This is a genomic window from Lederbergia wuyishanensis (genome assembly GCF_022900255.1).
GTDB classification, from domain to species: Bacteria; Bacillota; Bacilli; order Bacillales; family Bacillaceae_C; genus Lederbergia; species Lederbergia wuyishanensis.
In genome coordinates this window covers 1-22,555 of sequence record NZ_JALIRM010000006.1, presented here as the reverse complement: position 1 = coordinate 22,555, position 22,555 = coordinate 1, and the positions used below count along the sequence as shown (strand labels likewise).

Annotated in this window: 22 protein-coding genes; 7 read left to right on the top strand and 15 right to left on the bottom strand. The window is 37.8% G+C overall.

Features of this window, described 5'->3' with window-relative positions; all coding sequences use genetic code 11:
- Positions 1-112 precede the first annotated feature (112 nt).
- Positions 113-1,315, top strand: coding sequence for a cardiolipin synthase (cls, locus tag MT489_RS10420; RefSeq protein WP_244681490.1), 1,203 nt, complete (start codon positions 113-115; stop codon positions 1,313-1,315).
- Between the two features lie 277 nt (positions 1,316-1,592).
- On the opposite strand, the gene argS is transcribed toward cls, so the two are convergent.
- Together argS and MT489_RS10410 are read right to left on the bottom strand one after the other, a co-directional pair.
- On the bottom strand, positions 1,593-3,263 hold the full coding sequence (gene argS / locus MT489_RS10415; protein ID WP_244681489.1) for an arginine--tRNA ligase: 1,671 nt from the start codon (positions 3,261-3,263) through the stop codon (positions 1,593-1,595).
- Positions 3,260-3,673: a YwiB family protein gene (locus tag MT489_RS10410; RefSeq protein ID WP_244681488.1), complete on the bottom strand. Its 414-nt coding sequence runs from the start codon at positions 3,671-3,673 to the stop codon at positions 3,260-3,262. Before MT489_RS10410 ends, argS begins: the two co-directional genes overlap by 4 nt.
- 168 nt (positions 3,674-3,841) lie before the next feature.
- Here MT489_RS10410 and MT489_RS10405 point away from each other — a divergent pair, with 168 nt between their 5' ends.
- On the top strand, positions 3,842-4,948 hold the full coding sequence (locus MT489_RS10405) for a diguanylate cyclase (protein WP_244681487.1): 1,107 nt from the start codon (positions 3,842-3,844) through the stop codon (positions 4,946-4,948).
- Positions 4,949-4,982: 34 nt separating this feature from the next.
- Here the strand turns inward: MT489_RS10405 and speB are convergent, their stop codons facing one another.
- Together speB and speE are read right to left on the bottom strand one after the other, a co-directional pair.
- Positions 4,983-5,855, bottom strand: coding sequence for an agmatinase (gene speB, locus MT489_RS10400; RefSeq protein ID WP_244681486.1), 873 nt, complete (start codon positions 5,853-5,855; stop codon positions 4,983-4,985).
- 35 nt (positions 5,856-5,890) lie between these two features.
- Positions 5,891-6,754 carry a spermidine synthase gene (gene speE / locus MT489_RS10395; RefSeq protein ID WP_244681485.1) on the bottom strand — a complete coding sequence of 288 codons (864 nt, stop codon included), beginning with the start codon at positions 6,752-6,754 and terminating at the stop codon, positions 5,891-5,893.
- A gap of 562 nt (positions 6,755-7,316) precedes the next feature.
- Between speE and MT489_RS10390 the strand changes: the two genes are divergently transcribed.
- Positions 7,317-9,326, top strand: a complete 2,010-nt coding sequence (locus tag MT489_RS10390) for a transglycosylase domain-containing protein (RefSeq protein ID WP_244681484.1) — start codon at positions 7,317-7,319, stop codon at positions 9,324-9,326.
- A 157-nt stretch (positions 9,327-9,483) separates the two neighbouring features.
- Here the strand turns inward: MT489_RS10390 and MT489_RS10385 are convergent, their stop codons facing one another.
- The 5 genes from MT489_RS10385 to MT489_RS10365 all read right to left on the bottom strand — a co-directional run bounded on the left by MT489_RS10385 (position 9,484) and on the right by MT489_RS10365 (position 14,045).
- Positions 9,484-10,323, bottom strand: a complete 840-nt coding sequence (locus MT489_RS10385) for a M15 family metallopeptidase (protein WP_244681483.1) — start codon at positions 10,321-10,323, stop codon at positions 9,484-9,486.
- Positions 10,324-10,393: 70 nt separating this feature from the next.
- Positions 10,394-11,491: a sensor histidine kinase gene (locus MT489_RS10380; RefSeq protein ID WP_244681482.1), complete on the bottom strand. Its 1,098-nt coding sequence runs from the start codon at positions 11,489-11,491 to the stop codon at positions 10,394-10,396.
- Positions 11,484-12,170 (bottom strand): response regulator transcription factor, encoded by a 687-nt coding sequence (locus MT489_RS10375; RefSeq protein ID WP_244681481.1) that lies wholly within the window; start codon positions 12,168-12,170, stop codon positions 11,484-11,486. Before MT489_RS10375 ends, MT489_RS10380 begins: the two co-directional genes overlap by 8 nt.
- 344 nt (positions 12,171-12,514) lie before the next feature.
- Complete coding sequence (locus MT489_RS10370; protein WP_244681480.1) at positions 12,515-13,036, bottom strand: YwhD family protein; 522 nt, start codon at positions 13,034-13,036, stop codon at positions 12,515-12,517.
- Between the two features lie 352 nt (positions 13,037-13,388).
- Positions 13,389-14,045: a site-2 protease family protein gene (locus tag MT489_RS10365; protein WP_244681479.1), complete on the bottom strand. Its 657-nt coding sequence runs from the start codon at positions 14,043-14,045 to the stop codon at positions 13,389-13,391.
- A 99-nt stretch (positions 14,046-14,144) separates the two neighbouring features.
- Here MT489_RS10365 and MT489_RS10360 point away from each other — a divergent pair, with 99 nt between their 5' ends.
- Positions 14,145-14,354 carry a 2-hydroxymuconate tautomerase gene (locus MT489_RS10360; RefSeq protein ID WP_244681617.1) on the top strand — a complete coding sequence of 70 codons (210 nt, stop codon included), beginning with the start codon at positions 14,145-14,147 and terminating at the stop codon, positions 14,352-14,354.
- Positions 14,355-14,396: 42 nt separating this feature from the next.
- Here the strand turns inward: MT489_RS10360 and MT489_RS10355 are convergent, their stop codons facing one another.
- Together MT489_RS10355 and MT489_RS10350 are read right to left on the bottom strand one after the other, a co-directional pair.
- Positions 14,397-14,906, bottom strand: coding sequence for a YwgA family protein (locus tag MT489_RS10355; protein WP_244681478.1), 510 nt, complete (start codon positions 14,904-14,906; stop codon positions 14,397-14,399).
- Between the two features lie 39 nt (positions 14,907-14,945).
- Positions 14,946-16,250, bottom strand: coding sequence for an HD domain-containing protein (locus MT489_RS10350; protein ID WP_244681477.1), 1,305 nt, complete (start codon positions 16,248-16,250; stop codon positions 14,946-14,948).
- A 167-nt stretch (positions 16,251-16,417) separates the two neighbouring features.
- On the opposite strand from MT489_RS10350, the gene MT489_RS10345 reads away from it, so the two are divergent.
- Positions 16,418-17,158 carry an RsfA family transcriptional regulator gene (locus MT489_RS10345; RefSeq protein WP_280518579.1) on the top strand — a complete coding sequence of 247 codons (741 nt, stop codon included), beginning with the start codon at positions 16,418-16,420 and terminating at the stop codon, positions 17,156-17,158.
- 69 nt (positions 17,159-17,227) lie between these two features.
- Here the strand turns inward: MT489_RS10345 and lipL are convergent, their stop codons facing one another.
- Together lipL and pta are read right to left on the bottom strand one after the other, a co-directional pair.
- On the bottom strand, positions 17,228-18,064 hold the full coding sequence (gene lipL, locus MT489_RS10340; protein WP_244681475.1) for an octanoyl-[GcvH]:protein N-octanoyltransferase: 837 nt from the start codon (positions 18,062-18,064) through the stop codon (positions 17,228-17,230).
- 28 nt (positions 18,065-18,092) lie between these two features.
- Positions 18,093-19,085, bottom strand: coding sequence for a phosphate acetyltransferase (gene pta, locus MT489_RS10335; RefSeq protein ID WP_244681474.1), 993 nt, complete (start codon positions 19,083-19,085; stop codon positions 18,093-18,095).
- Between the two features lie 233 nt (positions 19,086-19,318).
- Here pta and hemQ point away from each other — a divergent pair, with 233 nt between their 5' ends.
- Both hemQ and gerQ read left to right on the top strand, forming a co-directional pair.
- Positions 19,319-20,071: a hydrogen peroxide-dependent heme synthase gene (hemQ, locus tag MT489_RS10330; protein ID WP_244681473.1), complete on the top strand. Its 753-nt coding sequence runs from the start codon at positions 19,319-19,321 to the stop codon at positions 20,069-20,071.
- Between the two features lie 365 nt (positions 20,072-20,436).
- Positions 20,437-20,859: a spore coat protein GerQ gene (gerQ, locus tag MT489_RS10325; RefSeq protein WP_370876382.1), complete on the top strand. Its 423-nt coding sequence runs from the start codon at positions 20,437-20,439 to the stop codon at positions 20,857-20,859.
- 35 nt (positions 20,860-20,894) lie between these two features.
- Here the strand turns inward: gerQ and MT489_RS10320 are convergent, their stop codons facing one another.
- Positions 20,895-21,755, bottom strand: a complete 861-nt coding sequence (locus MT489_RS10320) for a sugar phosphate isomerase/epimerase family protein (protein WP_244681472.1) — start codon at positions 21,753-21,755, stop codon at positions 20,895-20,897.
- 212 nt (positions 21,756-21,967) lie between these two features.
- The gene (locus tag MT489_RS10315) at positions 21,968-22,339 is read right to left on the bottom strand and encodes a DUF423 domain-containing protein (RefSeq protein ID WP_244681471.1); all 372 of its coding nucleotides are present in this window, start codon (positions 22,337-22,339) and stop codon (positions 21,968-21,970) included.
- Positions 22,340-22,555 lie beyond the last annotated feature (216 nt).

Sequence of the window (22,555 nt, the reverse complement as noted above, 5' to 3'; positions counted from 1 at the left end):
ATTCCTCATTGATTATACATCTTTTTTTCTAAACCTACATCTTTTTTATTTGGTTATGGTCATAATAATGAAGTATGAGAATCAATATTTCATTAAATCTGGAGGTTGGAAAATGGGTTGGTTCATAGGCATCTTACTCTTTATAGCCCTGCTCATAGTTTGGTGCTACGCCGATTTTCACCTCGGTCTCTATCTGCATAAAAAGCGATGGAAAAAACGTTCATACTCGATGAGAAAAGGTCATCTTGAGTTAATCACAAACGGACCGGATTTATTTGAAACCTATTTTAAAGATTTAAGAGAAGCTAAGTCTAGCATTCATATTTTATTTTATATTGTAAAAAATGATCGTTTTAGTCAGGTTTTTTGGGATGTCTTAATGGATAAGGCAAGGCAAGGTGTAAAAGTTCGCTTGCTTTTGGATTGGTTAGGCAGTCGGCACGTTCGGAAAAATTGGATTAAAAACGCACGAAGTAATGGGATCGATGTAGCTTTTTGTCATGTACCGCGTTTACCATTTCTAATTTTTACCCTTCAGCAGAGAAACCACCGAAAAATCACGATTATCGATAATTATATTGGCTATTTAGGCGGGTACAATATTGGCAAGGAGTATATTGATTTGGAACCGAAATTGTCCCCTTGGCGTGATTATCATATTCGACTAAAAGGTGAAGGAATTTCTGATTTGCAAAATGAATTTATGGCTGATTGGGTAAGAGCTACGAAAAAGAATAAACCCGAGTTTGAGGATAACACTATTGATAAAGAAGATTTGCAAATGCTGCATCGATTTTATCCTTCAGAAGGAGTCGGTGCAGAATATCATCTTCTCAAACTTATTGATGGTGCGAAGACATCCATTATAATTGGGACTCCCTATTTTATACCTACCGAAGCGATTATCAAATCTATTGAAGCCGCATTAAATAGAGGTGTTTCTCTTACTGTTTTGGTACCTGATACGGCAGATCACGCAATCGTAAAGGAAGCTTCCTTTCGTTATTTACGAAGAGTCCTTGCAGCTGGTGGACAAGTCTACCAGTTTGGAAAAGGTTTTTTCCACGCTAAAGTGACGATTGTAGATGGAGAAATTTGTGATATTGGTACTGCCAACTTTGACCAGAGAAGTATCTTATTGAACCATGAAATTAATTGCTATATTTACGATAAAACTTTTATTGCAGATGTTGAAAAAGCCTTAGCTGAGGATATTAGTCATTCGCACCCAATGTCTTTGGAAAAGTTAAACAACGTTAGTATAGGTGTACGTATAAAGGAATGGCTTGGAAGGGCGATTGAAGGTTTGCTGTAAAGAATAATAAGAAAAAAGAGCAAGGCTTCCGCTTACCCTATTACAATCAAAAATTCCCGGGACGATTACCGGCTTCTATCCTCAATGTAGTAGAGTCTTAAACAGCAAAAGCCTTTGTTCAAATAAACCGTTTTTTACTTTATAAAAAGGTCGTGTCTCCTTAAAAGAGACACCTTTAAAGTGGAAATGATTTTGTTTTTCAATTACATCCCTAATAATAAACAACGATTTTCTAAACTTCCTTAGACTGCAAGGAAAATTATTTTTTAACAGTATCTTACATTTTTTCCGGTGCAGAAACACCAACTAATGCTAGAGCATTTTTTAATGTGATTTGCACAGATTTTATTAAAGCCAAACGAGCTTTTGTTTCTTCTGGATTTTCTTCATTCAACACTTTTTCTGCATTGTAAAAGCTATGGAAGAGTGAAGCCAATTCAAAAATATAATGAGTAATTCGATGCGGAATTCGTTTTTCAGCTGCATCTGCGATGATTTGTGGGAACTCACCAAGTTTTTTCAATAAGTCCATGGATTTTTCACTCATCAATACAGAAAGATTTGCATTACTATCAATCGAAAATCCTTTATCTTCTGCCGAACGTAGGATACTCCAAATTCGTGCATGGGCGTATTGTGCGTAATACACCGGGTTCTCATTCGATTCGGAAACAGCTAAATCCAAGTCAAAATCCATATGGGTATCAGAACTTCTCATTGCGAAGAAATAGCGCACGGCATCCAGTCCAACCTCTTCAATCAATTCGCGCATCGTGACTGCTTTACCGGTTCGCTTACTCATCTTCATCTTCTCTCCATCTTTATAAAGATGAACGAGCTGGATGATTTCAACTTCAAGACGATTGCGTTCGTAGCCCAAAGCCTCAATTGCCGCTTTCATACGGGGAATATAACCATGATGATCTGCTCCCCATATGTTGATGAGCTTATCAAAACCGCGATCAAGTTTATCCAAATGGTACGCGATATCCGGCGTTAAGTATGTGTACGTTCCATCATTTTTAATGAGCACACGGTCTTTGTCATCGCCAAACTCTGTTGATCTAAACCAAGTAGCTCCGTCCAACTCGTAAATATGACCTCTTTCACGAAGTTGATCTAAAGCCGGCTGGATTTTGTTATTTTCATATAAAGAAGTTTCCGAATACCAGACATCAAAATGGACTCTGAAATTTTCCAAATCCTTCTTTAATTTTTCCATTTCGTATGCCAATCCATATTTACGGAAAAAATCAAAGCGTGTTTTTTCATCCACATTGACGTATTTATCCCCAAATTCTTCGGCAAGTTTTTCCCCAATGCCAATAATATCTTGACCATGATACCCATCTTCCGGCATTTCTTTTTCAAGTCCTAGTGCTTGAAAATAGCGAGCTTCAACAGATAAGGCCAAGTTATGGATCTGGTTCCCGGCATCATTAATGTAATATTCACGTGATACATCGTATCCTGCTTTATCTAAAATATTGCAAAGTGAATCCCCAACTGCTGCACCACGGGCATGTCCAAGATGAAGGTCTCCAGTAGGATTCGCAGAAACGAACTCCACTTGAACTTTTTCACCTTTTCCAGCATTTGAACGGCCATACTCCTCACCCTGCTCGAGAATCGTACGAATAATATCCGTTAAATAGCTATTGTCCATATAAAAATTAATAAAACCTGGTCCCGCGATTTCAATTTTTTCAATCGAAGCCTTCGAGCGATCAATATTAACTTCAATTTGCTCTGCAATTGCACGAGGAGCCTTTTTCGCAATACGAGCTAGTTGCATCGCCATATTTGTAGAATAGTCTCCATGTGCTTTGTCCTTCGGTGTTTCGAGGATAACTTCCGGAATTTGTTCTTCCTTTGCAAGCTCGGCTTTTAAAACGGCTGTCTTAATTTCTTTTTTCAAGTTTTCTTGAATTTGCTCAACAATATTCATAACTTGTCCTCCTTATATTCAAGGTCCATTTCATAATATCCAGCAAGTGTTCCTTGCATTGATAAGTCATAAGCTAGACTTAATTTTCCTTCTTCATGACTCAGTATTTTAGTATCTGTCGTTAAAAATATGGTGCCCAATGTACTTTCATGAGTGCCTTGCTTTAGTTCTGATAAACTGAAAGCTAATCGCATTTTTATTAAACCATTTCTTAAAATAACTGCTTCATCTTTTAAAATTTTTACAACAGTATTGATTGTTCCTTCTTCTTGTACTTCATCATATGTTAAATAAATTGTATTTCCCTTCTCGTAACGAGTACCGAAAACGGTCAATTCATAAGTCTCAATCTCATCATCAATCCTCACATTTGTTGTGAGTTGGATTTTGACTGGGGTTTGTGTATCCACGGTCAAAAAACCACCTTTACATATAGTTAACCTTTATATTATAGGAAACTTTTATGCGGAAGTCTATTTCACTTGCAGCTATCTCCGAAAAAAATACATTATTACCTTTATTAAGGATAAACAAATGGCTATAATATAATCGACAAAATGTGATAATAGGAGATTTTTATGTTTTTAGAAATGGCAATAAATTTTTGTATATTGTTTACGTTTAGTGTGCTCTCTTACTGGCCTTTTCAAAATCGTGTTCGTTTCCACTTTCCTTTTCCTTCCATTCACCCATTTTTAATCGGACTTATAAGTGGTATTACAGGTCTAGTTTTAATGGGGACAGGGGTTACAATTGCCGATAAAGTGATTGTAGATGGACGTTCTGCTGTTATTGTTATTTCGGGAATATTTGGTGGACCAATCGCACCTCTAATCAGCGGATTGATTATTGGAGTTGCACGAATATTTTTAACAGGAGTAACATCCTCTTCAGTCATTGCTGGTGTAGGGACAGTCATTGGCGGATTAGTTATTTCTCTTTTCTCTATGAAAAAACGGATGACATTTCGAAATGCACAATTTTATTTTTATTATTTTACAATCCAAACAGTCTTCGTACTCGCTTATCTGATGGAATTTTCTTGGACTGCTGCCACGCAAATTGTATATTTTATTATTTTTTCATTTCTTTCATTTTTTACTGTTCTATTTATTTTAAGAGAGTTAAGTATCCATTTTACAAAGGTAGGTTTAGCTGAAAAATTATCGGAAACTGACTTTTTAACAGGGCTCAATAATAATAGAATGTTTCAAAAAGTAACAGAGTCAATTACCCTAAATGCGAATACACCTTTCTCTCTTCTTCTATTAGACATAGATCATTTTAAAAAAGTAAATGATACATATGGGCATCCGATTGGCGATGAGGTGCTTCGTGAGCTTGCTTCAAGATTGAGAAGAGTAACACATAAATATGAGGGAATTGTTTCAAGAAATGGTGGAGAAGAATTTTCAGTAATACTTCAAGCTACTGAAAAGGATATTGGAATCGAAGTAGCTGAAATGATACGTAAAGCGGTGGAGAGCGTACTGTTTCAAACATCCAATGGAGCAGAACTCAATATTACGATTTCCGTCGGATTAAGCACTTTTCCCGATAATGGAAATGAAATGCAAAAGCTTTATAATCAGTCTGATATTGCTTTATATCATGCTAAAAATACAGGTCGGAACAAAGTTGTGCATATTGATGAAATAGTAAAGACTACCTTACAATCAGTTTAAAATTTGTTGTAAGGTAGTCTTTTTCATTAGTGTGTTATTTACACCATCCAAGCATCATTTCTCTAATTAGTTTACTTGCCGTATTAGCTGTTTGCTCTGAGTGGTCGTATATAGGAGCTACTTCAACGAGATCGCAACCGACGACTTGAACGCCTGAATGAGCAATTTCATGAATCGAGGCCAACAGTTCTTTTGACGTAATTCCACCCGCATCTACTGTTCCCGTCCCGGGCGCATGCGCCGGATCAAGAACATCAATATCAATCGTCACATACAATGGACGGCCAGAAAGGGATGGTAACACTTTCTTCAACGGTTCAAGCACTTCAAATTTGGCGATATGCATTCCGTTTTCTTTTGCCCATTCGAATTCTTCTTTCATTCCGGACCGGATTCCAAATGAGTACATGTTTTTCGGACCAATCAAATCTGCTGCTTTTCGAATTGGGGTTGAATGAGAAAGTGGCTCTCCTTCATATTCCGTGCGTAAATCCGTATGAGCATCCATATGAATAACGGCTAAATCTGGATATTTTTTATACATTGCTTTTATGACTGGCCAAGAAACAAGATGCTCCCCACCCATTCCAATCGGGAATTTCCCCGCTTCCAAAAGCGTATCAATATATTCTTCTATCATATCTAGACTTTTTTGTGCATTACCAAATGGAAGTGGAATGTCACCAGCATCAAAATATTTAACTTCAGACATTTCTCTGTCAAGATACGGACTGTATTCCTCAAGTCCAATGGATACTTTGCGAATTTGCCCCGGACCAAAACGGGACCCAGGACGATAACTTACAGTCCAATCCATAGGCATTCCATAAATCACAGCTTGGCTTTCTTCAAAATTCGGGTTACTGCCAATGAACACATTACCCGAATAAGCTTCATCAAAACGCATCAATCATTCTCCTCATCTAACCTGTCCCTTTTGGGTCAGTCCCCTTTGGACCTGTCCCCTTTGGACCCGTCCCCAATAAGATCAGAGACGAATTTTGGGAGGACGAAGGCTGCTTTATGCAGGTCTTTTGTGTAGTATTTTGTTTCAATTGGATGGAAACGATTCTCCTCTATTTCAAGCGGATTGTAGCGCTTGGAGCCTAATGTGAAGGTCCACATTCCACTAGGATATGTTGGGATGTTTGCGATGTAGAGCTTAGTGATTGGGAAAATTTCTTTCACATCGCGCTGCACTTCGCGAATAAGGTCTGCTTTAAACCAAGGATTATCGGTTTGGGCGACAAATATCCCATCTTCTTTTAAAGCCTTCGAAATGCCAGCGTAAAATCCTTTTGTAAACAAATTTACAGCAGGACCTACTGGCTCTGTTGAATCGACCAAGATGACATCATACTCATTTTCGCTTTCAGCTATTTCCATAAACCCATCGCCAACTTTTACTTCGACACGCTCATTATCCAATTCATATGCAATAGAAGGTAAATATTTCTTAGAGTATTCTATCACTTTCCCATCTATATCAACAAGTACAGCTTTTTTCACGCTAGGGTGCTTCATAATTTCGCGAATGACCCCACCATCACCGCCCCCTACCACTAAGACTCTCTCAGGATTTGGGTGTGTAAATAACGGTACGTGGGCTACCATTTCATGATAAACAAATTCATCTTTTTCCGATGTCATTACCATTCCATCTAGAAGAAGCATATTACCCCATTCTTCTGTTTCCACCATTTCTAGTAATTGAAAATCTGTCTGTTCAGTATGTAAAGTACGCTTTACCTTCATTGTGATGCCGTAATGATCAGTCTGCTTTTCAGTAAACCATAAACCTCCCATTATTCAGCCATCCTTCCGTGTGCAGGAGCACATTATTTTTTGTTTAGCTACAGGCGCTTACGCTTTTCTTTGTCCAGCTACATCGCCTATCGACTAGTGGATTACTACTTCCCCTCCTACGATAAGTCAACATCGTTTCGTCCTATCGGACTCATCGTGTTTCCTTTATCTCGTCAGGGAATACGGAATCCATACGTCGATGGGCAAGGCGCTTACGCTTTTTTTTGTCCAGCTGCAGACCCCAGCCCTTCGAGGTCAAATAACCTCAGTCAAAAAAAAAATCAAACTAAAGACTTTTTTGACTCAGAACATTTGCTAGTCGGAGCCCCGCAGGACGCGGGTCAGTAAGGCGTTGCAACAGGACGTTGCGTTCTTAGCCTTCCTTCAGCTTTTCAGGCGTCTTCCGCTTTTCTTTCTAGTTTTCCACTATCGTACATTTACAAACACAAAAAATTGTAGAAAAAACAAAGAATGATGTAAAGATGAAAATTTCTGTGAAAGTGATGAATAAAACAAGGCTTTTTCTTTCATACTGATGATAAAAGATTACTAGATTGAGGTGATGGAAAGTATGGAGACAGAAACGAGATCCCATAGAAGAAAGTGGAGAACGATTCGATTGCTGATATTTACTAGTATTTTAGCGATTGGAGCATTGGGAGCTCTTATTTTTTCATTTTTTATTTATATTAAAATACTAGGTCCACCTCCGCTTGCGATTCCTCAATCAACTTTATATTATGCGAACGATGGGTCTGTTATAGGTGAAAGCAATAGTGGTGAAAAACGTTATTGGGTCACGCTCGATGATATTTCTCCATCGGCCATTAACGCAGCCATTGCGATTGAAGATCGCACTTTTTATAATCATTCTGGCTTTGACTTTAAAAGAATCGTTGGAGCTGTCGTGGCCAACATAAAATCAATGAATAAAGTACAAGGTGCCAGTACGATTACTCAACAGTATGCTCGAAATCTATTTTTGACGATGGATAAAACATGGAAACGAAAAATTTCCGAAGCGTTCTACACGATTCGTCTTGAAGGAAATTATTCTAAAGATGAAATATTGGAAGGTTATTTGAACACTATTAATTTTGGACACGGAGCATACGGTATTGAGGCTGCCAGTCAATTTTATTTCGGTAAGAATGCCAAGGACCTAACAATTGCCGAAGGTGCTATGTTAATGGGAATTCCGAAAGGACCAGGCATATACTCGCCAATGATTAATTATGAAAAAGCGAAAAACAGGCAGCTGCTTATTTTAAAATCTATGCAGGAAACGAAGGCTATTACTACTCAGATAGCAAAAGAAGCTGCTGAAGAAAAGTTAGTTTTTACTGGGGTGCATCCACATCATCGCGCTGATTCTGCTCCATACTTTTATGATGTAGTAAAAAAAGAATTATTGAATACTGTAGGTTTAGATGAAAGAGTTATAGCACTCGGTGGTTTAAAAGTTTTTACAACTCTTGATCCAAGGCAACAAGAAATTGCAGAAAAAGTGATGCATGAAACATTTTCGACAGACTCAGATATTCAAGTCGGCTTTGCGGCAATGGATCCAAAGACTGGATTTGTTACGGCTCTTATCGGAGGTAGGGATTATGATGAAAGTCCATTTAACCGAGCAACACAAGCAGTGAGACAACCCGGGTCTACCATAAAACCGCTCCTTTATTATGCTGCTCTGGAGCGTGGTTTTACACCTTCGACATTAATCAGAAGTGAACCAACAACATTTAAATTGGAGGGAAATTCCGAGTATACCCCGCATAATTTTAATAACCATTATGCTAATAGAGAGGTTACAATGGCTCAGGCTTTGGCCGTTTCCGACAATGTATACGCCGTTAAAACCCATCTATTTCTCGGAGAAAGAGTTCTAGTAGATACTGTTAAAAAGTTTGGAATCAATTCCAAGATGTCTGCTGTTCCATCTCTAGCGCTAGGAACATCCGGGGTAAAGGTCGTGGAAATACTGAATGCTTATAGCATGCTTGCAAATGGTGGAAAAAAGGTAGAGCCTATCTTTATTCAGAAAGTAGTAGATTATCGAGGAAAAGTTATATATGAGGTTGAGCAAAAAGAAGAGCAAATTTTAAAGCCTGAACACGCCTTTATTATGAGTCAAATGATGACAGGTATGTTCGATTCAAAATTGAACGGATATGCGTCAGTTACCGGAGCTTCAATCGCAAACCAAATGAGTAGAGTGTATGCAGGAAAATCTGGCTCGACTAAATCAGATAGCTGGATGGCTGGCTTTACCCCAGGATTAGCGGCCGTCGTGTGGACAGGCTATGACCAAGGAAAAGAAATCACTTTAACCACTGATAAACTTTATGCAAAAAATATGTGGATACGTTTTATGGAACGGTCAATTAAGGGACAGCCAGATAAGCTTCATACATTCAGACCTCCGGCTGGCGTGACAGCAGTTCCCATCGATCCATCAAATGGAAAGCTTGCAACCAATATGTGTCCTGTCTTCAGGCTTACCTATTTTGAAAAAGGAACGGAACCTGCTGAAGCTTGTACAGAGCACCTGCTAACGGGTCCAAATTAATGGACCCGTTTAGACCGTTCACAAACGCTCGCATACTTTGTTGCTTACCTTTCTCGTCCATGGATGAAGGCTAGCGTCTTCGTTATGCTGCACGTCTTGTATGCCAAGCGTTTACAAGACAATCCGAAAAAGCCTTCATTTTAATATTTCATAATTTTCAATTCGTCCCGGTTACAATGATACCACTTCGATTATCCCCTGATATTTCATAGTTTCTGGTAACCGCTACTTTTTTGGAAGATTCACCTTTAAAATCATAATAGGAAATATAATATTTTTTATCTTCATAGTGAACAGAAATTGATGTTTTCTTTTTTAAATAGTCCTGGTACTGCTCAAGAGTCAAATTTTTTTCATACATTATTGCACTATGTGGCAAACCTACATAACGAAAATGCCAGGGTTCATACTGGATACCTGTAATTGCTGATTTATCTTTTGGATAACGCAAAATAAATCCATATTTCCACGAGTTTTTCTCTAGCCATTTCCCCTCTTCCGCATCTTCCATTCTTTTTAGCGTGGAGCCAATATCAAGAGAAATCCCCAAATTATGTTCGCTGAATCCAGCTGGCAAGGCATATGCCGGTCCCATCTCTTCGTATAATTGACTTTGCTCTTCCAAACTACGAAATCCACTATTAATCATAAAATGATCGACGTGGTCTTTTTTAGCCGCATTGACCATTGTAGAAAAACGCTCTGCCACTTGTTCTGATATCCTAATATCAGGATCTAGCAATTGATACCCCTGCATATGATTTTGATGTTCAATTAAATTAATAATATCTCGTTTTACACCTATTTCTTGCACTGGGTTATCATGATTGACCAATAATAGATTACCGTAATAAATATGATCTTTTTCAATAGTGATATAACCTGCATCCTTACTTTTTTCATTTGAAATGTTAATCTTCGGATTAAGATCATTAAACTTATAACCGAATAATAATACTAGTATCCCTAATAACAACAACCATTTTATCTTTTTCATCGTATCTTCCCTCCATCTTCATAATAGGAAACATTAATAAAGAAAAAAGGAAGAAAAGATAAAGTTTTTATTAAGATTTTTGAGGTATGCGAACTTTAAAATACGTTTGAATCGGATCACTAAAGGCCGTAATCGTTCCATGATGTTGTTCGATAATATTTTTTGCGATGAATAAACCTAATCCGGTGCTATTATGATTTATAGTTCTCGAACGATCACCTGTGTAAAACACATCGAAGATATGAGCAAGTTCCTCTTCTGGAATATAACTTCCATAATTTACAACTTCAACTACTACCACATTTTCATCTATATACCCTTTTATATCAATATATTTCCCTTCCGCACCATAACGAATGGCATTTGACAGTAAATTTTCAAAAACTCTCGCGAGCATTTCCCCGTCGCCTAAAATTTGCAGGTTTTGATCCATGTCAAGCCTAGTAACTAAACCGGATTTTTCTAAGCTCGGATAAAATTCTTCGTTTAATTGTAAAATTAGTTCTCCAATATTAATAGGATCCTTACCCATTTTTAGCATCCCATAATTAAGGCGAGAAATCTCAAAAAGTTCATCAATAAGTTTTTCTAACCTTAATGATTTCGTATGAGCAATCGTTAAAAAGTGCTTCATTTGATCTTCGGATATATGTTGGTCCTTCATAAGCAATTCTAAATATCCTAAAACAGACGTTAGTGGAGTACGCAAATCATGGGCCAAGTTGACAATTAGTTGTTCCTTACTGCTCACAGCAAGACTTTCCCTATGTAAGGATTCCTTTAATTCCTGTGCAGCTTTATTTATATCTTCTGCAATTAACCGAAACTCGTCATTTGTTGAAATATGCACGCGGTTATTAAAGTCACCATTTGCAAGCTGATGTATACCGGATGAAATTTTTTTAAAATACGTTGCGTAGGATTTTGTAAGTAAGAAGAAAAAGAGAATCGCAAGTGGGATAAAAATAATTAGGAAAACATTAATATCGCCTATTTTAGCTATCGTATACCTTATATTTGCTAAGGGTTCACCCATTTGCACATTAGATTCTTTATAATAGAGTTGAAGTATTTTATAAAGTCCGAATGTTATTCCACCAGCAATTCCCATGCTGATACATAAACGAATAATCATCTGTGTTCGAAAGCTGCGAATCATCTTAGCCATTGAATGTATACCCTACTCCCCAAACGGTTTTAATGAATTTATTCTTATGCTGATCTTCTTTTAATTTTTTTCTCAACCCCCGAATATGTACCATAACCGTATTACTGCCTTCATAATACTCTTCTCCCCACACATGTTGGAAGATGTTTTCAACACTGTAAACCTTTTTCGGGTAACTTGCTAATAAATATAAAATATCAAACTCTTTAGGTGTTAATTCTATTAGCTCGCCATAAAGCTCAACAGTACGTTCTTCTGGATTTATAACCAATCCAGCAATTTCCAATTCACGGGCTTTCTCAGCCGTTTGATATAAAAGCTTAGAACGACGCAACTGAGCATTGACTCTAGCCACCAATTCCATCGGATTAAATGGCTTTGACATATAATCATCGGCCCCCATGACAAGTCCTGTGATTTTATCTAAATCCGATGTTTTAGCGCTTAAAAAAATGACTGGTAATGAGTATTGCTCTCGAACTTGGCGAATCACTTCATAACCATCCATCTTAGGCATCATAATATCTAAAATCGCCAAATCTATTATTCGAGTTTGAATTACTTGAAGCGCTTCCAATCCATCGTGAACCTTGATGACTTGATAACTCTCCTTCTCCAAATGAAACCCTACTAAATCAGCAATTTCCTTTTCATCATCCGCTATGAGTATTGAAACCATAATTTCACCACCTAGGAAATTAAATCGATAAAAAAGCCTGAGGTGTGCGGCCTCAGGCTTTTTTAATGTCAGCTTGGGGGTTATCTCCTAGCTGAATTGTTGTCCAGCTGCAGGCGCCTGCCCCCTCGTGGTCAAATAACCTGAGTCAATAAAAGTCAAACATCGGACTTTTTTTTGCATCAGAACATTTGCTTGTAAGGGCTAAACAGGCACCTTCCGCTTTTCATTGTCCTAGTTTGTATTATTGTACAAACTATATGTAAGTTTACTTTCTTTCCTAACAATCGGCAAGTAAGCACTATTATATTTAGTAAATGTCACAGATTGTTCAAAATTGTTATCACTCAACTAAGTTCTTTCTTCAACTCTTCACTTGATCTTTCCCACATTTCCGGGTCATGCTGTTCTAAAAAGATGCCTAGTCTTTTTCTTGATTCCTCATCCATATTATGAACAATGATTTTTCCTTTCATTGCCTTATCCATATGATTTACATGTTCCGGCATAGATTTATAGCCTCTTCGTGCAGGACGGTTAATATATAATTCGCAAGCAGTGGCCCCTGCGTAATATGTTCCTTCAGGTTTGCGATCGACAGCAACCCAAATGATCCAATATTTCTTTGTATTTTCCTCCGGATAGTCCGTTAAAAGCTCTTCAAGGGATTTTACATATCGAACCCCACGTTCAGTTTTACTTCTAGCATGCATCGCCTGGAGTTCAATCCACACTTCGCCTTCTTCTACATCTACCATAACCGGCGTAATATTTTCCAAACTGAGTGAGCCTATTCCGAACCCTTTATGTCCATCTGTTGGATCATTTTTGATAATATTAAACTCTAGTTTTTTCTTCCCTTGTTCCATGAAAATACCTCCTCACTTAAGCATTTCCTTATATAGGATGTTCAAAAAGTCCGGTAAAAATGACACTTCGAATTTCTTCGTTGCCTTGTTTCTCCGCTGCTCATGTATCAGGAGAAGGATCTTCTGCTAAAGTCGCCCACGTCCTGTGGGCAACGCAGAAGTCAGCACACACGAGCAAGTCCGCTGCTCGAAACTGCGCCGCCTTGAAATTCCGACGTACAGGATGTACTAGTGCGGGCGATGCGACAGGACGTCGCAGCCTGAGCCCGCCGACGCACAGGACGTGCTAGTGTCGGCGTTGCTAACAGGACGTCAGCGCTTTTAGCCGACATCCTCCTTTTTGAACACACACTCATAAAAACATCATAAACACATTCTGAAGGCTTTTGATAAAAAATGGTACTGCTGTATAGATAATCGGATAAATCGTATATCTTCCGAGTGGTGTAATAACCAGAATCAAAAATATTAACGAACCATATTGTTCATACTGTGTCATTTTCGCCCTTACTGAAGGTGGAAGCAAATCTTCTAATATTCTGTATCCGTCCAATGGGGGAAGTGGCAGTAAATTAAACACAAATAAAAGTACGTTAAAATACACAAACAAATTGAAAAACTGCATAACTAACGGCGGTAACGAAGCAGCAATACCCGAGACAATTAGTAAAACTAAAACACCAGTTCCAATTAATGCAAGTAAAAAGTTACTGACTGGTCCCATTAATGATACGAGTATGCCACCAAGACGCGGATTTTTAAAATGATATCTATTTACTGGGACTGGACGTGCCCAACCGAAGCCCGCGATAAAAATTAATATCGTTCCAATCGGGTCAAGATGTTGTATCGGATTTAATGTCAATCTTCCTTGATTTTTCGCTGTTGGATCTCCAAATTTATATGCAGTATAGGCATGTGCAAATTCATGCACTGTAAAAGCAATTATTATTACTGCTGCTATTAGCGGAATTTGTTCCAAAGGCGGGAAGTTAAAAAAACGATCCACATATCCAACTCCTTTAATGATTATCTTCTTTAGAAACATTATAGCAATATATTCTTATTGATTCGATTATTAAAAAAGCATACACTTTTCCTTGAATACATATTTAGTAGGAGGATTGTTAAAATGCCTTTCGTAACTGTAAAAATGCTAGAAGGACGTTCGGAAGAACAGAAAAAAGCATTAGTAGAAAAAGTAACGGCTGCCGTTGTTGAAACAACTGGAGCTTCGACTGAAAAAGTTGTTGTTTTCATTGAGGAAATGAGCAAAAACCACTATGCGGTTGGTGGAAAAAGATTAAGTGACGAATAGAAACTGCTTGGGCAACGGTTTATCGTTGCCCACCCAAATCACTTAATCTACAAAAACCATTCTTTTTAATTCCTCAATATATGTATACGCTTCTTCAATTTCTTCCTTGGTATACGATTGTTCACTCTTTAACACTTGAATTTTTTCTTCCACTTCAGACCTTAATAATGTATCAAAGTATAAAATCGTTGATACGAGTTCAAGAAAACGCGCATTTTTCACATTCATTTTTACAAGGCATTCCTTTAAGTTTGGAAGATCCATTTGATAAGATTCCAAAAATTCCTGCCCCGAATCTGTCACCCTATATTTATAATGAACATATCCGTTCTTCTCTTCTTTAACCTCATCGATAAAGCCAAAATTACATAATTCTTCGACTCGTAATGTTAATTCCTCAGAATATGGTCCGTAAAAATGAAATTCAAACTTCTCTTGAAAAGGGAAATTCATTTTTTTTGCAATATAAACCATCTTTTGCAGTTTTTTACGTCCAATGATTTCTCCTGACTCAGCAAATATATTCATTAATCGTAGATGGTCATTCAGCATGACAAATATTCAACTCCTGCTTCATTTTTCAGTGATGATTCATCCATGTTTCCTCAAGATGGATAATATTTGCTGTTTGATTTTTCCATGTTTTGATTGGTCTAAGAGGAAATCCTCTGGGTAATACAATTTATGGTCTGTTCGTCTTTTTCCAGAAATTGCTTGTACGATGGCCGACTCCCTAGATAATTCACGCAATTCACCGTTAGGCATTAATAAGTGAATAGGGAGACGCTCTTCCTCTTCACCTGGCCGGTAAAAATCATAAGGCAGATCCGAAGACGAATCAACTGCCAAATAATAGTCAGGGTCAATCTCTGCTTTCCGAAACAGTTCATCCAAATTACCCAATAATTTATATTCTCGCGCAGGATCAAATTCCACATATTTCAGTAGATTACGATTCATAAATCGATTGCACAAGTCACTCAGAATAAAATCCTCTTCGTCCTCCCACATTTGAAAATAGTATAAAATAACAGCTTCATCCAATTTTAAATAATCTTCTAATGTCACACTTTCCTCAAAAAGGGAAATAAAATGAGTTGGTTCATACTTGAAAGTATACGAGTTTTTATATAATGCTTTGGCACGTTGAAGGATCTTTGTCAGAATTACTTCTGCACTTCTTGTTACAGGATGAAAATATACTTGCCAATACATTTGATAGCGACTCATAATATAATCTTCAACTGCATGCATCCCCGTTGACTTGAAAACGACTTGATCCTCACGTGGCCTCATGACCCGCATGATTCGCTCCATATCAAAATGTCCATAGCTGACACCAGTAAAATACGCATCACGCTGCAAGTAATCCATGCGATCCGCATCAATTTGGCTGGAAATTAAGCTGACAACGAGTTTATCTTCGTATGTCTTTCCTACGACATCAGCCACCTTTTGTGGAAAGTCGGGACCAACTCGCCTAAGAACAGCATTTACTTCAGTATTCCCAAGAATGATTTGTCTTGTAAAAGACTCGTGGTCTGTATGGTATACTTTTTCAAATGAATGTGAAAAAGGACCGTGTCCAAGATCGTGTAAAAGGGCAGCACAAAGAGAGAGAAGTCTTTCATTTTCATTCCATTCAGGTCTCCCCTTAAAAACGTCATCCACAATTCGCCGGACGATTTCATAAACACCTAGCGAATGATTGAAACGGCTATGCTCTGCACCGTGAAAAGTTAAATATGTAGTTCCAAGCTGTTTGATTCTACGAAGACGCTGGAATTCTTTCGTTCCGATCAAATCCCAAATAATTTTATCTTGAACATGAGCATAACGATGAACAGGGTCTTTGAAAACTTTTTCCTCGCTTAATTTAACATTGGAATTCTGCATCTACAAACCCTCTTCCTATCTATCATGTTTACATTATATCGGTTTTGAATTTTTTAATAAAGTGCATAAGTTTCTATTAATTTATTGCCAATTTGGTATATAAATTGGTTTTGTTGTCCATCCTATAATTACCGGAATAAAAAGAAAATAAATGGGAGTTGAAAATGATGAAAACACGTCAAGATGCTTGGACGGAGGAAAATGATTTACTGTTGGCTGAAACAGTGCTTAGACATGTTCGCGAGGGAAGCACACAGCTAAACGCATTTGAAGAAGTCGGTGATAAATTGAATCGAACTTCTGCAGCTTGTGGTTTCAGATGGAATGCAGTTGTGCGCCATCAGTACGAAAAAGCGTTAGATTTAGCTAAAAAGCAGCGAAAGCAACGTCAAAGAATGCTTGGTAAAGAGCAAAGCGGCAAGAAGAAACTACTTTACCAACCGCCAATCACTCTTCTTAATGAGAGCCCGTTAGAAAGCTCAGTTGTACAAACAAATTCATTTGAATTGTATAGTGATGAAATGGGAGAGGAAAATACTATTTCCGAATTGGCACCTTTAACAGGGAACTTATTGCCAGTACCTTCTACTGTACAATCTGGTGAAATGAGCATGGAAAAAGTAATTTCATATCTACAGACGTTCCAAAGTTCTGAGATTCATTTAGATATTTTAAGAAGCGAGAATCAGAGATTAAAGAGGGAAATTTCCGATTTACGAAAAGATAATGATTCATTGAAAAAGCAAGTTTCCAAGCTAGAGGATAACTCTGAAACAATGCAAGAAGACTACGAAACATTGATGAAAATATTAAACCGCGCTCGTAAGCTCGTATTATTTGATGAAGAAAGTCCAGCGACTACATTTAAAATGGATAGAAATGGGAACTTAGAAAAATTAGCTGAATAAACGTAAGCGTTATGCCCATTAAAAGTAGTGCCAAAAACAAGCAATAAGGGTAAAGCCGTGAACAGTGAGTCACGGCTTTATTTTGCTATTCCGTTCAATCATTCTCTCGTAATAGGATTGAAACCATTCAAGTTCCTGTCCTTGCAATGAACTAGAATATAATTTTCCTGCCAATCCTTGCATCGACTGAAGAAATCGGAGCATCACATCTTGAATGGATAAATCCACTTTCAACAACTCCGATAAAGATGCCATTACTTCAGGTCGAACGTCTGGAAAAAAGAACTTGGACGATTCATTGAATTTTGAATATGTATAAAAATCCCGTACTAGTTCTGCACGTTCCTGTCCACTTCCTATTACACAAAGATAGATTTGAACGGCAACTCCTTTTCGGATCCGCCGCTGAGAGATACCTGCAAATTTTTTTCCATCGATGCTTAAATCATAGCTTCCCGGACAATATGATCCAACAATCTCGTAGGCTTCAATTACTTGAGGAAAGTCCTTGAACATAAGGCAAATGAGATCATACATAGAGTCATAGCCACGATTGATGTCAATACCTTTTTCGGTATCCGGAAAAATAAGAGTAAGGTTGAGGACTCCCTCATCAAGAACGACGGCAAGCCCCCCAGAATTACGAACAATCCCTACATAATTGTTCGAAGCCAGAAAATCAAGCCCATCTTGCAATGCCGGAAGCTTCGTATCTTGTATTCCTAATACTAGAGTATTAGTGTGAACCCACGCTCTCGCTGTAGGTGGAGAATATCCGCTACCAACCGACATACAAAGAGTATCATCAATGGCAAATGATTGCATCGCGTTAAATTGTGGATTCACACTTGTTTGATCGATGATTCTCCATTCTTTTTGCTGCAAAAGTAGATTACTTCCTGACATGTACGTAAAACTCCTTCAAACCGTACGATTAATTTCTTTCGAGAGATTGAACCGCTGTGACAAGTGCTAGATTGTACACATCATCTTCACTGCATCCCCTGGAAAGATCATTTACTGGTGAATTTAACCCTTGTAAGATTGGTCCTATTGCTTCAAATCCTCCAAGGCGTTGAGCAATTTTATACCCAATATTCCCTGCTTCAAGACTAGGGAAAATGAACACATTAGCATCTCCTTGAATTGGAGAATTCGGTGCCTTTTTCTTTGCGACAGAAGGTACAATTGCTGCATCAAATTGAAACTCTCCATCAATCATTAATTCTGGATTCATTTCACGAGCCAATTGAAGAGCTGCTTCCACTTTTTTCGTTTCGTCAGAGACTGCTGACCCTTTAGTCGAAAAACTAAGCATCGCAATACGTGGTTCAATATCAAACATTGTAGCTGTTTTTGCACTTTCAACCGCGATTTCTGCCAGATCTTGTGCTTCCGGTGCAATATTGATGGCACAATCCGCAAAGACATACTGTTCTTCATCTTTAACCATTATAAAAACACCTGAAGTTTTACTAAGTCCAGGCTTCATTTTTATGATTTGTAAAGCTGGTCGTACTGTATCAGCGGTTGAATGAACTGCCCCGCTTACTAAACCGTGTGCCTTGTTCATATAAACAAGCATCGTTCCAAAATAATTTTCGTTAAGCAACAAATTTTGAGCTTCCGATTCAGTTACCTTTCCTTTTCGCCTTTCTACGAAGGCTGCTACCATTTCATCGATTGCAACATATTTAGCAGGGTCGTACAATTCAATTCGCTCCAAGGAAACATTCATTTCATCTGCTTTTTCTTGAATCATTTCCATATTGCCAATTAAAACCGGAGTTAACACTTCCTCCGCCGCTAGTCTCCCAGCAGCTGCAAGTACCCTTGGGTCCAAAGCTTCTGGAAAAACAATTTTTCGATCCCATCCTCTTGCCTTCTCTTTTAAAATTTCGAATAAGTCATTATTCAAGTCAGCCATGACATTTTTCCTCCTGTCTTAAGTAGTATTACCTTAACGACCTTCTATCATAATCCTCTCCTTAAGCATATACCCATTTTTATTTTATTGATAATAAAATGGTATGAATTTCTGACAATATTTTTACATAGGTGGTTAATAAGAGAACGCTTGGATAAATTATGATATAGTTTATTCTAGTAGCCTAAAGGCTAGAATGAATCACAAACGAATAGAAATAGGAGTTGATCCAAATGAGTGAACCAGCACAAACACTAGATGGTTGGTATACACTGCAAGATTTTAGAACGATGGATTGGGCTTCATGGAAACGACTTTCAAGTGATGAGCGCCAAGCGGCAATTCATGAGTTTTCTCAATATCTAGATAAGCTTAATGCTGTGCAAGATCAAAAAGAAGGCAGCCATGCCCTCTATACCATTGTTGGTCAAAAAGCAGATTTCATGCTAATGATTTTGCGTCCCACATTAGAAGAATTAAATGAACTTGAAAATGAATTCAATAAATTAACGATTGCTGAATATACAATTCCTACATACTCCTATGTTTCAGTTGTGGAATTGAGTAATTATATGGCAAAGGAATCAAAAGAAGATCCTTATCAAAATCCGTATGTTCGCGGACGTTTATATCCAATCTTACCGAAAACGAAACATGTTTGTTTTTACCCAATGGACAAGCGTCGCCAAGGCAATGATAACTGGTATATGCTATCCATGGAAGAAAGAAAAGAATTGATGTATAGTCATGGAATGATTGGTCGAAAATATGCTGGAGTCATTAAACAGCTAATTTGTGGATCTGTCGGTTTTGATGACTTTGAATGGGGAGTTACATTATTCTCTGATGAAGCTCTTCAATTCAAAAAGATTGTATATGAAATGAGATTTGATGAAGTAAGTGCACGCTATGGTGAATTTGGATCGTTCTTCGTAGGTAACATCCTTGAAGATAACGATCTTGAGAAATTTTTATATATTCAATAATACATAAACAGTCTTCTTTCCTCAAAATATCGGAGTGAAGGCTGTTTTTTTTATATTAGTATAGTTAAAGTGGATTTCCGATTCTCTACTGAACCATTACTCTACAAGAGACCGACACTTTGCACAAACAACAACACATCATCATGGCATGGCTCTTTAAGAACCTTCTCTTTACTTCCGCAAATTTCCAGAATGATGTACTGCATACAAGCTCTCCTATTTGCATAGTTATGAAAGAGCGAATAAAATTGGTGCTTTTATCATCCTCCCTACCCATACATTCATTCTGTAGGTTACAAATTAGGAAAAGGCACCCGAATCTTTAAGGAGGGAGTAATTTGTCAAATTCATATCCATATCAAAATATGGCCGGATATTATCCTCAAGCTCAAAGACAACAAATGCCGTTTCCACCACAACCCCAATTTCCAGCTGGATTTTATCAACAACCTATGCAGGTTCCAACTGGCATACCTTCTAAAGGCGGAGTCAATGTCCCGGGCATGCTTCCTATAGAGGAATCCTACATCGAGAATATTCTCCGCCTAAACAAAGGTAAGCTTGTCCATGTTCATAGTACTTTTGAGCACAACCGTGAATGGAACGCAAAGATTTTTAATGGAATAATCGAAGCAGCCGGTAGAGATCACCTTATTTTAAGTGATCCTCAGACTGGAAAAAGATACTTAATCCCTATGGTGTATGTTGACTATGTAACATTTGACGAACCAATAGAGTATGAGTATCCATTTGGCGCTGGCCCTCTAGCATCTGCCCCGCCAAGATAATTAACAAAGTAAAAGCGCCTTGATTGATCCATACATCAAGGTGCTTTTGTTCTTTCATGCTTATCAATTACATCATTTATAAATGCCACACTATCTGAAAAAAAGCCTTCATCATATATCCCATGCAGAAGCATCCCTCCTGTATAATCGTGATGGTCTAACTTTTCCAAGAAATATTCGAAATCTACAATTCCGTCCCCAGCGTAAGTGGGAATTAGATTGTCGCCTTCTTTAATATCTTTACCATGTGCAAGATAAATATCATTACCTAATAGATTAAAAGCATTGTCGATAATTGGTCTTACGTTTTCTTTTCGAGCTTGTCCTTTTTGGAAAAGGTTCGCAACATCCATAATAATTTTTAAACGAGGAGTTTTAAAAGTGTCCAGTAGTTTTCTCGCCATCTCAGGAGTATTGATGCAGTTATTGGGTTCACATTCAATACCTAAAATTAAATTGTATCGTTCTGCTTGCTCTAATACTTTGTCTATGGAAGCTAAAAGATCTTCCAATGCTTTAGGTTCTTGGTTACTCTCATGCCAAGCCCACATACTTTTAGTATTTCTGCTACCAGTGCATAGTGTTATGAATTCACAATCTAACTCCCGACTCGCTTCTGCAATAGCGGCAAACCATTTGTGTCCATCTTCCCTCTCCTGTTTAGAAGGGTGTATCATGTTGAATGTTCCATTGACTGCAACGATTTCAACATTATTTCCCTCAGATTGTGTTTGTATCTCGTGTAATAGATTTGCTTCAAACCTCAATTGCATATGTTCTTCACACACAGAAGAAAAATCAAATTGAACTTGAGAGAATCCCGTATCGCGGATCGCTTTAAATAATTCCCCTGTTGTGGGACGCTTCATTTCAACAGAGTACATCCCTAGTTTCATAATCGATCCACCTTCCTTTCTAGCAATCTTGAATAATTCAATAATGTATTTTTACTTAACCACCTTCTAAATACACTTCTATATAGAGCACATAATTTCCTTCGAATAAATGTTTATAAAAATCTCGATGGTCTTAAACTTTTTAGTAGCTGAATACACAAAAAACACCTTGCCTATTTTTTACAAATGCAAGGTGCCTAATTTTCCAGATATCAAAGATGCTTTACAGCAAAAACAATTAGAAGAACCCACGAAATAAGGAATGCAATACCGCCAAACGGAGTAATAGCACCTAGAACCTTGATTCCAGACGTACTCAATATGTACAAACTTCCGGAAAAAAGGATAATTCCTATCAGCATAGTCCAGCCAGACCAAGATAAAAGTGAGGAAACAGGAATATTTCTTCCGATAATTCCAACAGCAATTAAGCCTAACGCATGGAACATTTGATACGTAACCCCTGTCTTCCAAACTTCTAAATATTTCGGTTCAAGCTTCCCTTCCAATCCGTGAGCACCAAAAGCTCCTAGTCCAACTGCTAAAAATGCATTGATTGCTCCGATAATAATAAAGATTTTCATATGTTCAAATCACCTTTCATGTCTAGTTGCAGTTCCTATCGATAAGCGAACTTCTTGTCCTCTTCCCTACGATAAGTCAACATCGGCTCGTTCCTTTCCGTGTTTCCTTTATCTCAGTCAGAGGCCCCGAAGTTTGTACCTCGACGGACAGTGGACCTCGATGGACAGGCGCTTCCGCTTTTCTTTGTCTAGCTGCAGCGCCTATCGACTAGCAAA

Excerpts from the sequence above, each read along its gene's own strand:
- pta (WP_244681474.1), bottom strand. The coding sequence starts at position 19,085 with ATGGCTGACTTGAATAATGACTTATTCGAAATTTTAAAAGAGAAGGCA.
- MT489_RS10375 (WP_244681481.1), bottom strand. The coding sequence starts at position 12,170 with ATGGTTTCAATACTCATAGCGGATGATGAAAAGGAAATTGCTGATTTA.
- hemQ (WP_244681473.1), top strand. The coding sequence starts at position 19,319 with ATGAGTGAACCAGCACAAACACTAGATGGTTGGTATACACTGCAAGAT.
- speB (WP_244681486.1), bottom strand. The coding sequence starts at position 5,855 with ATGCGTTTTGATGAAGCTTATTCGGGTAATGTGTTCATTGGCAGTAAC.
- MT489_RS10320 (WP_244681472.1), bottom strand. The coding sequence starts at position 21,755 with ATGAAACTAGGGATGTACTCTGTTGAAATGAAGCGTCCCACAACAGGG.
- speE (WP_244681485.1), bottom strand. The coding sequence starts at position 6,754 with ATGGGAGGTTTATGGTTTACTGAAAAGCAGACTGATCATTACGGCATC.
- MT489_RS10390 (WP_244681484.1), top strand. The coding sequence starts at position 7,317 with ATGGAAAGTATGGAGACAGAAACGAGATCCCATAGAAGAAAGTGGAGA.
- MT489_RS10385 (WP_244681483.1), bottom strand. The coding sequence starts at position 10,323 with ATGAAAAAGATAAAATGGTTGTTGTTATTAGGGATACTAGTATTATTA.
- MT489_RS10345 (WP_280518579.1), top strand. The coding sequence starts at position 16,418 with ATGAAAACACGTCAAGATGCTTGGACGGAGGAAAATGATTTACTGTTG.
- MT489_RS10355 (WP_244681478.1), bottom strand. The coding sequence starts at position 14,906 with ATGCTGAATGACCATCTACGATTAATGAATATATTTGCTGAGTCAGGA.
- MT489_RS10370 (WP_244681480.1), bottom strand. The coding sequence starts at position 13,036 with ATGGAACAAGGGAAGAAAAAACTAGAGTTTAATATTATCAAAAATGAT.
- cls (WP_244681490.1), top strand. The coding sequence starts at position 113 with ATGGGTTGGTTCATAGGCATCTTACTCTTTATAGCCCTGCTCATAGTT.
- argS (WP_244681489.1), bottom strand. The coding sequence starts at position 3,263 with ATGAATATTGTTGAGCAAATTCAAGAAAACTTGAAAAAAGAAATTAAG.
- lipL (WP_244681475.1), bottom strand. The coding sequence starts at position 18,064 with ATGTCAGGAAGTAATCTACTTTTGCAGCAAAAAGAATGGAGAATCATC.
- gerQ (WP_370876382.1), top strand. The coding sequence starts at position 20,437 with ATGGCCGGATATTATCCTCAAGCTCAAAGACAACAAATGCCGTTTCCA.
- MT489_RS10315 (WP_244681471.1), bottom strand. The coding sequence starts at position 22,339 with ATGAAAATCTTTATTATTATCGGAGCAATCAATGCATTTTTAGCAGTT.
- MT489_RS10380 (WP_244681482.1), bottom strand. The coding sequence starts at position 11,491 with ATGGCTAAGATGATTCGCAGCTTTCGAACACAGATGATTATTCGTTTA.
- MT489_RS10405 (WP_244681487.1), top strand. The coding sequence starts at position 3,842 with ATGTTTTTAGAAATGGCAATAAATTTTTGTATATTGTTTACGTTTAGT.
- MT489_RS10350 (WP_244681477.1), bottom strand. The coding sequence starts at position 16,250 with ATGCAGAATTCCAATGTTAAATTAAGCGAGGAAAAAGTTTTCAAAGAC.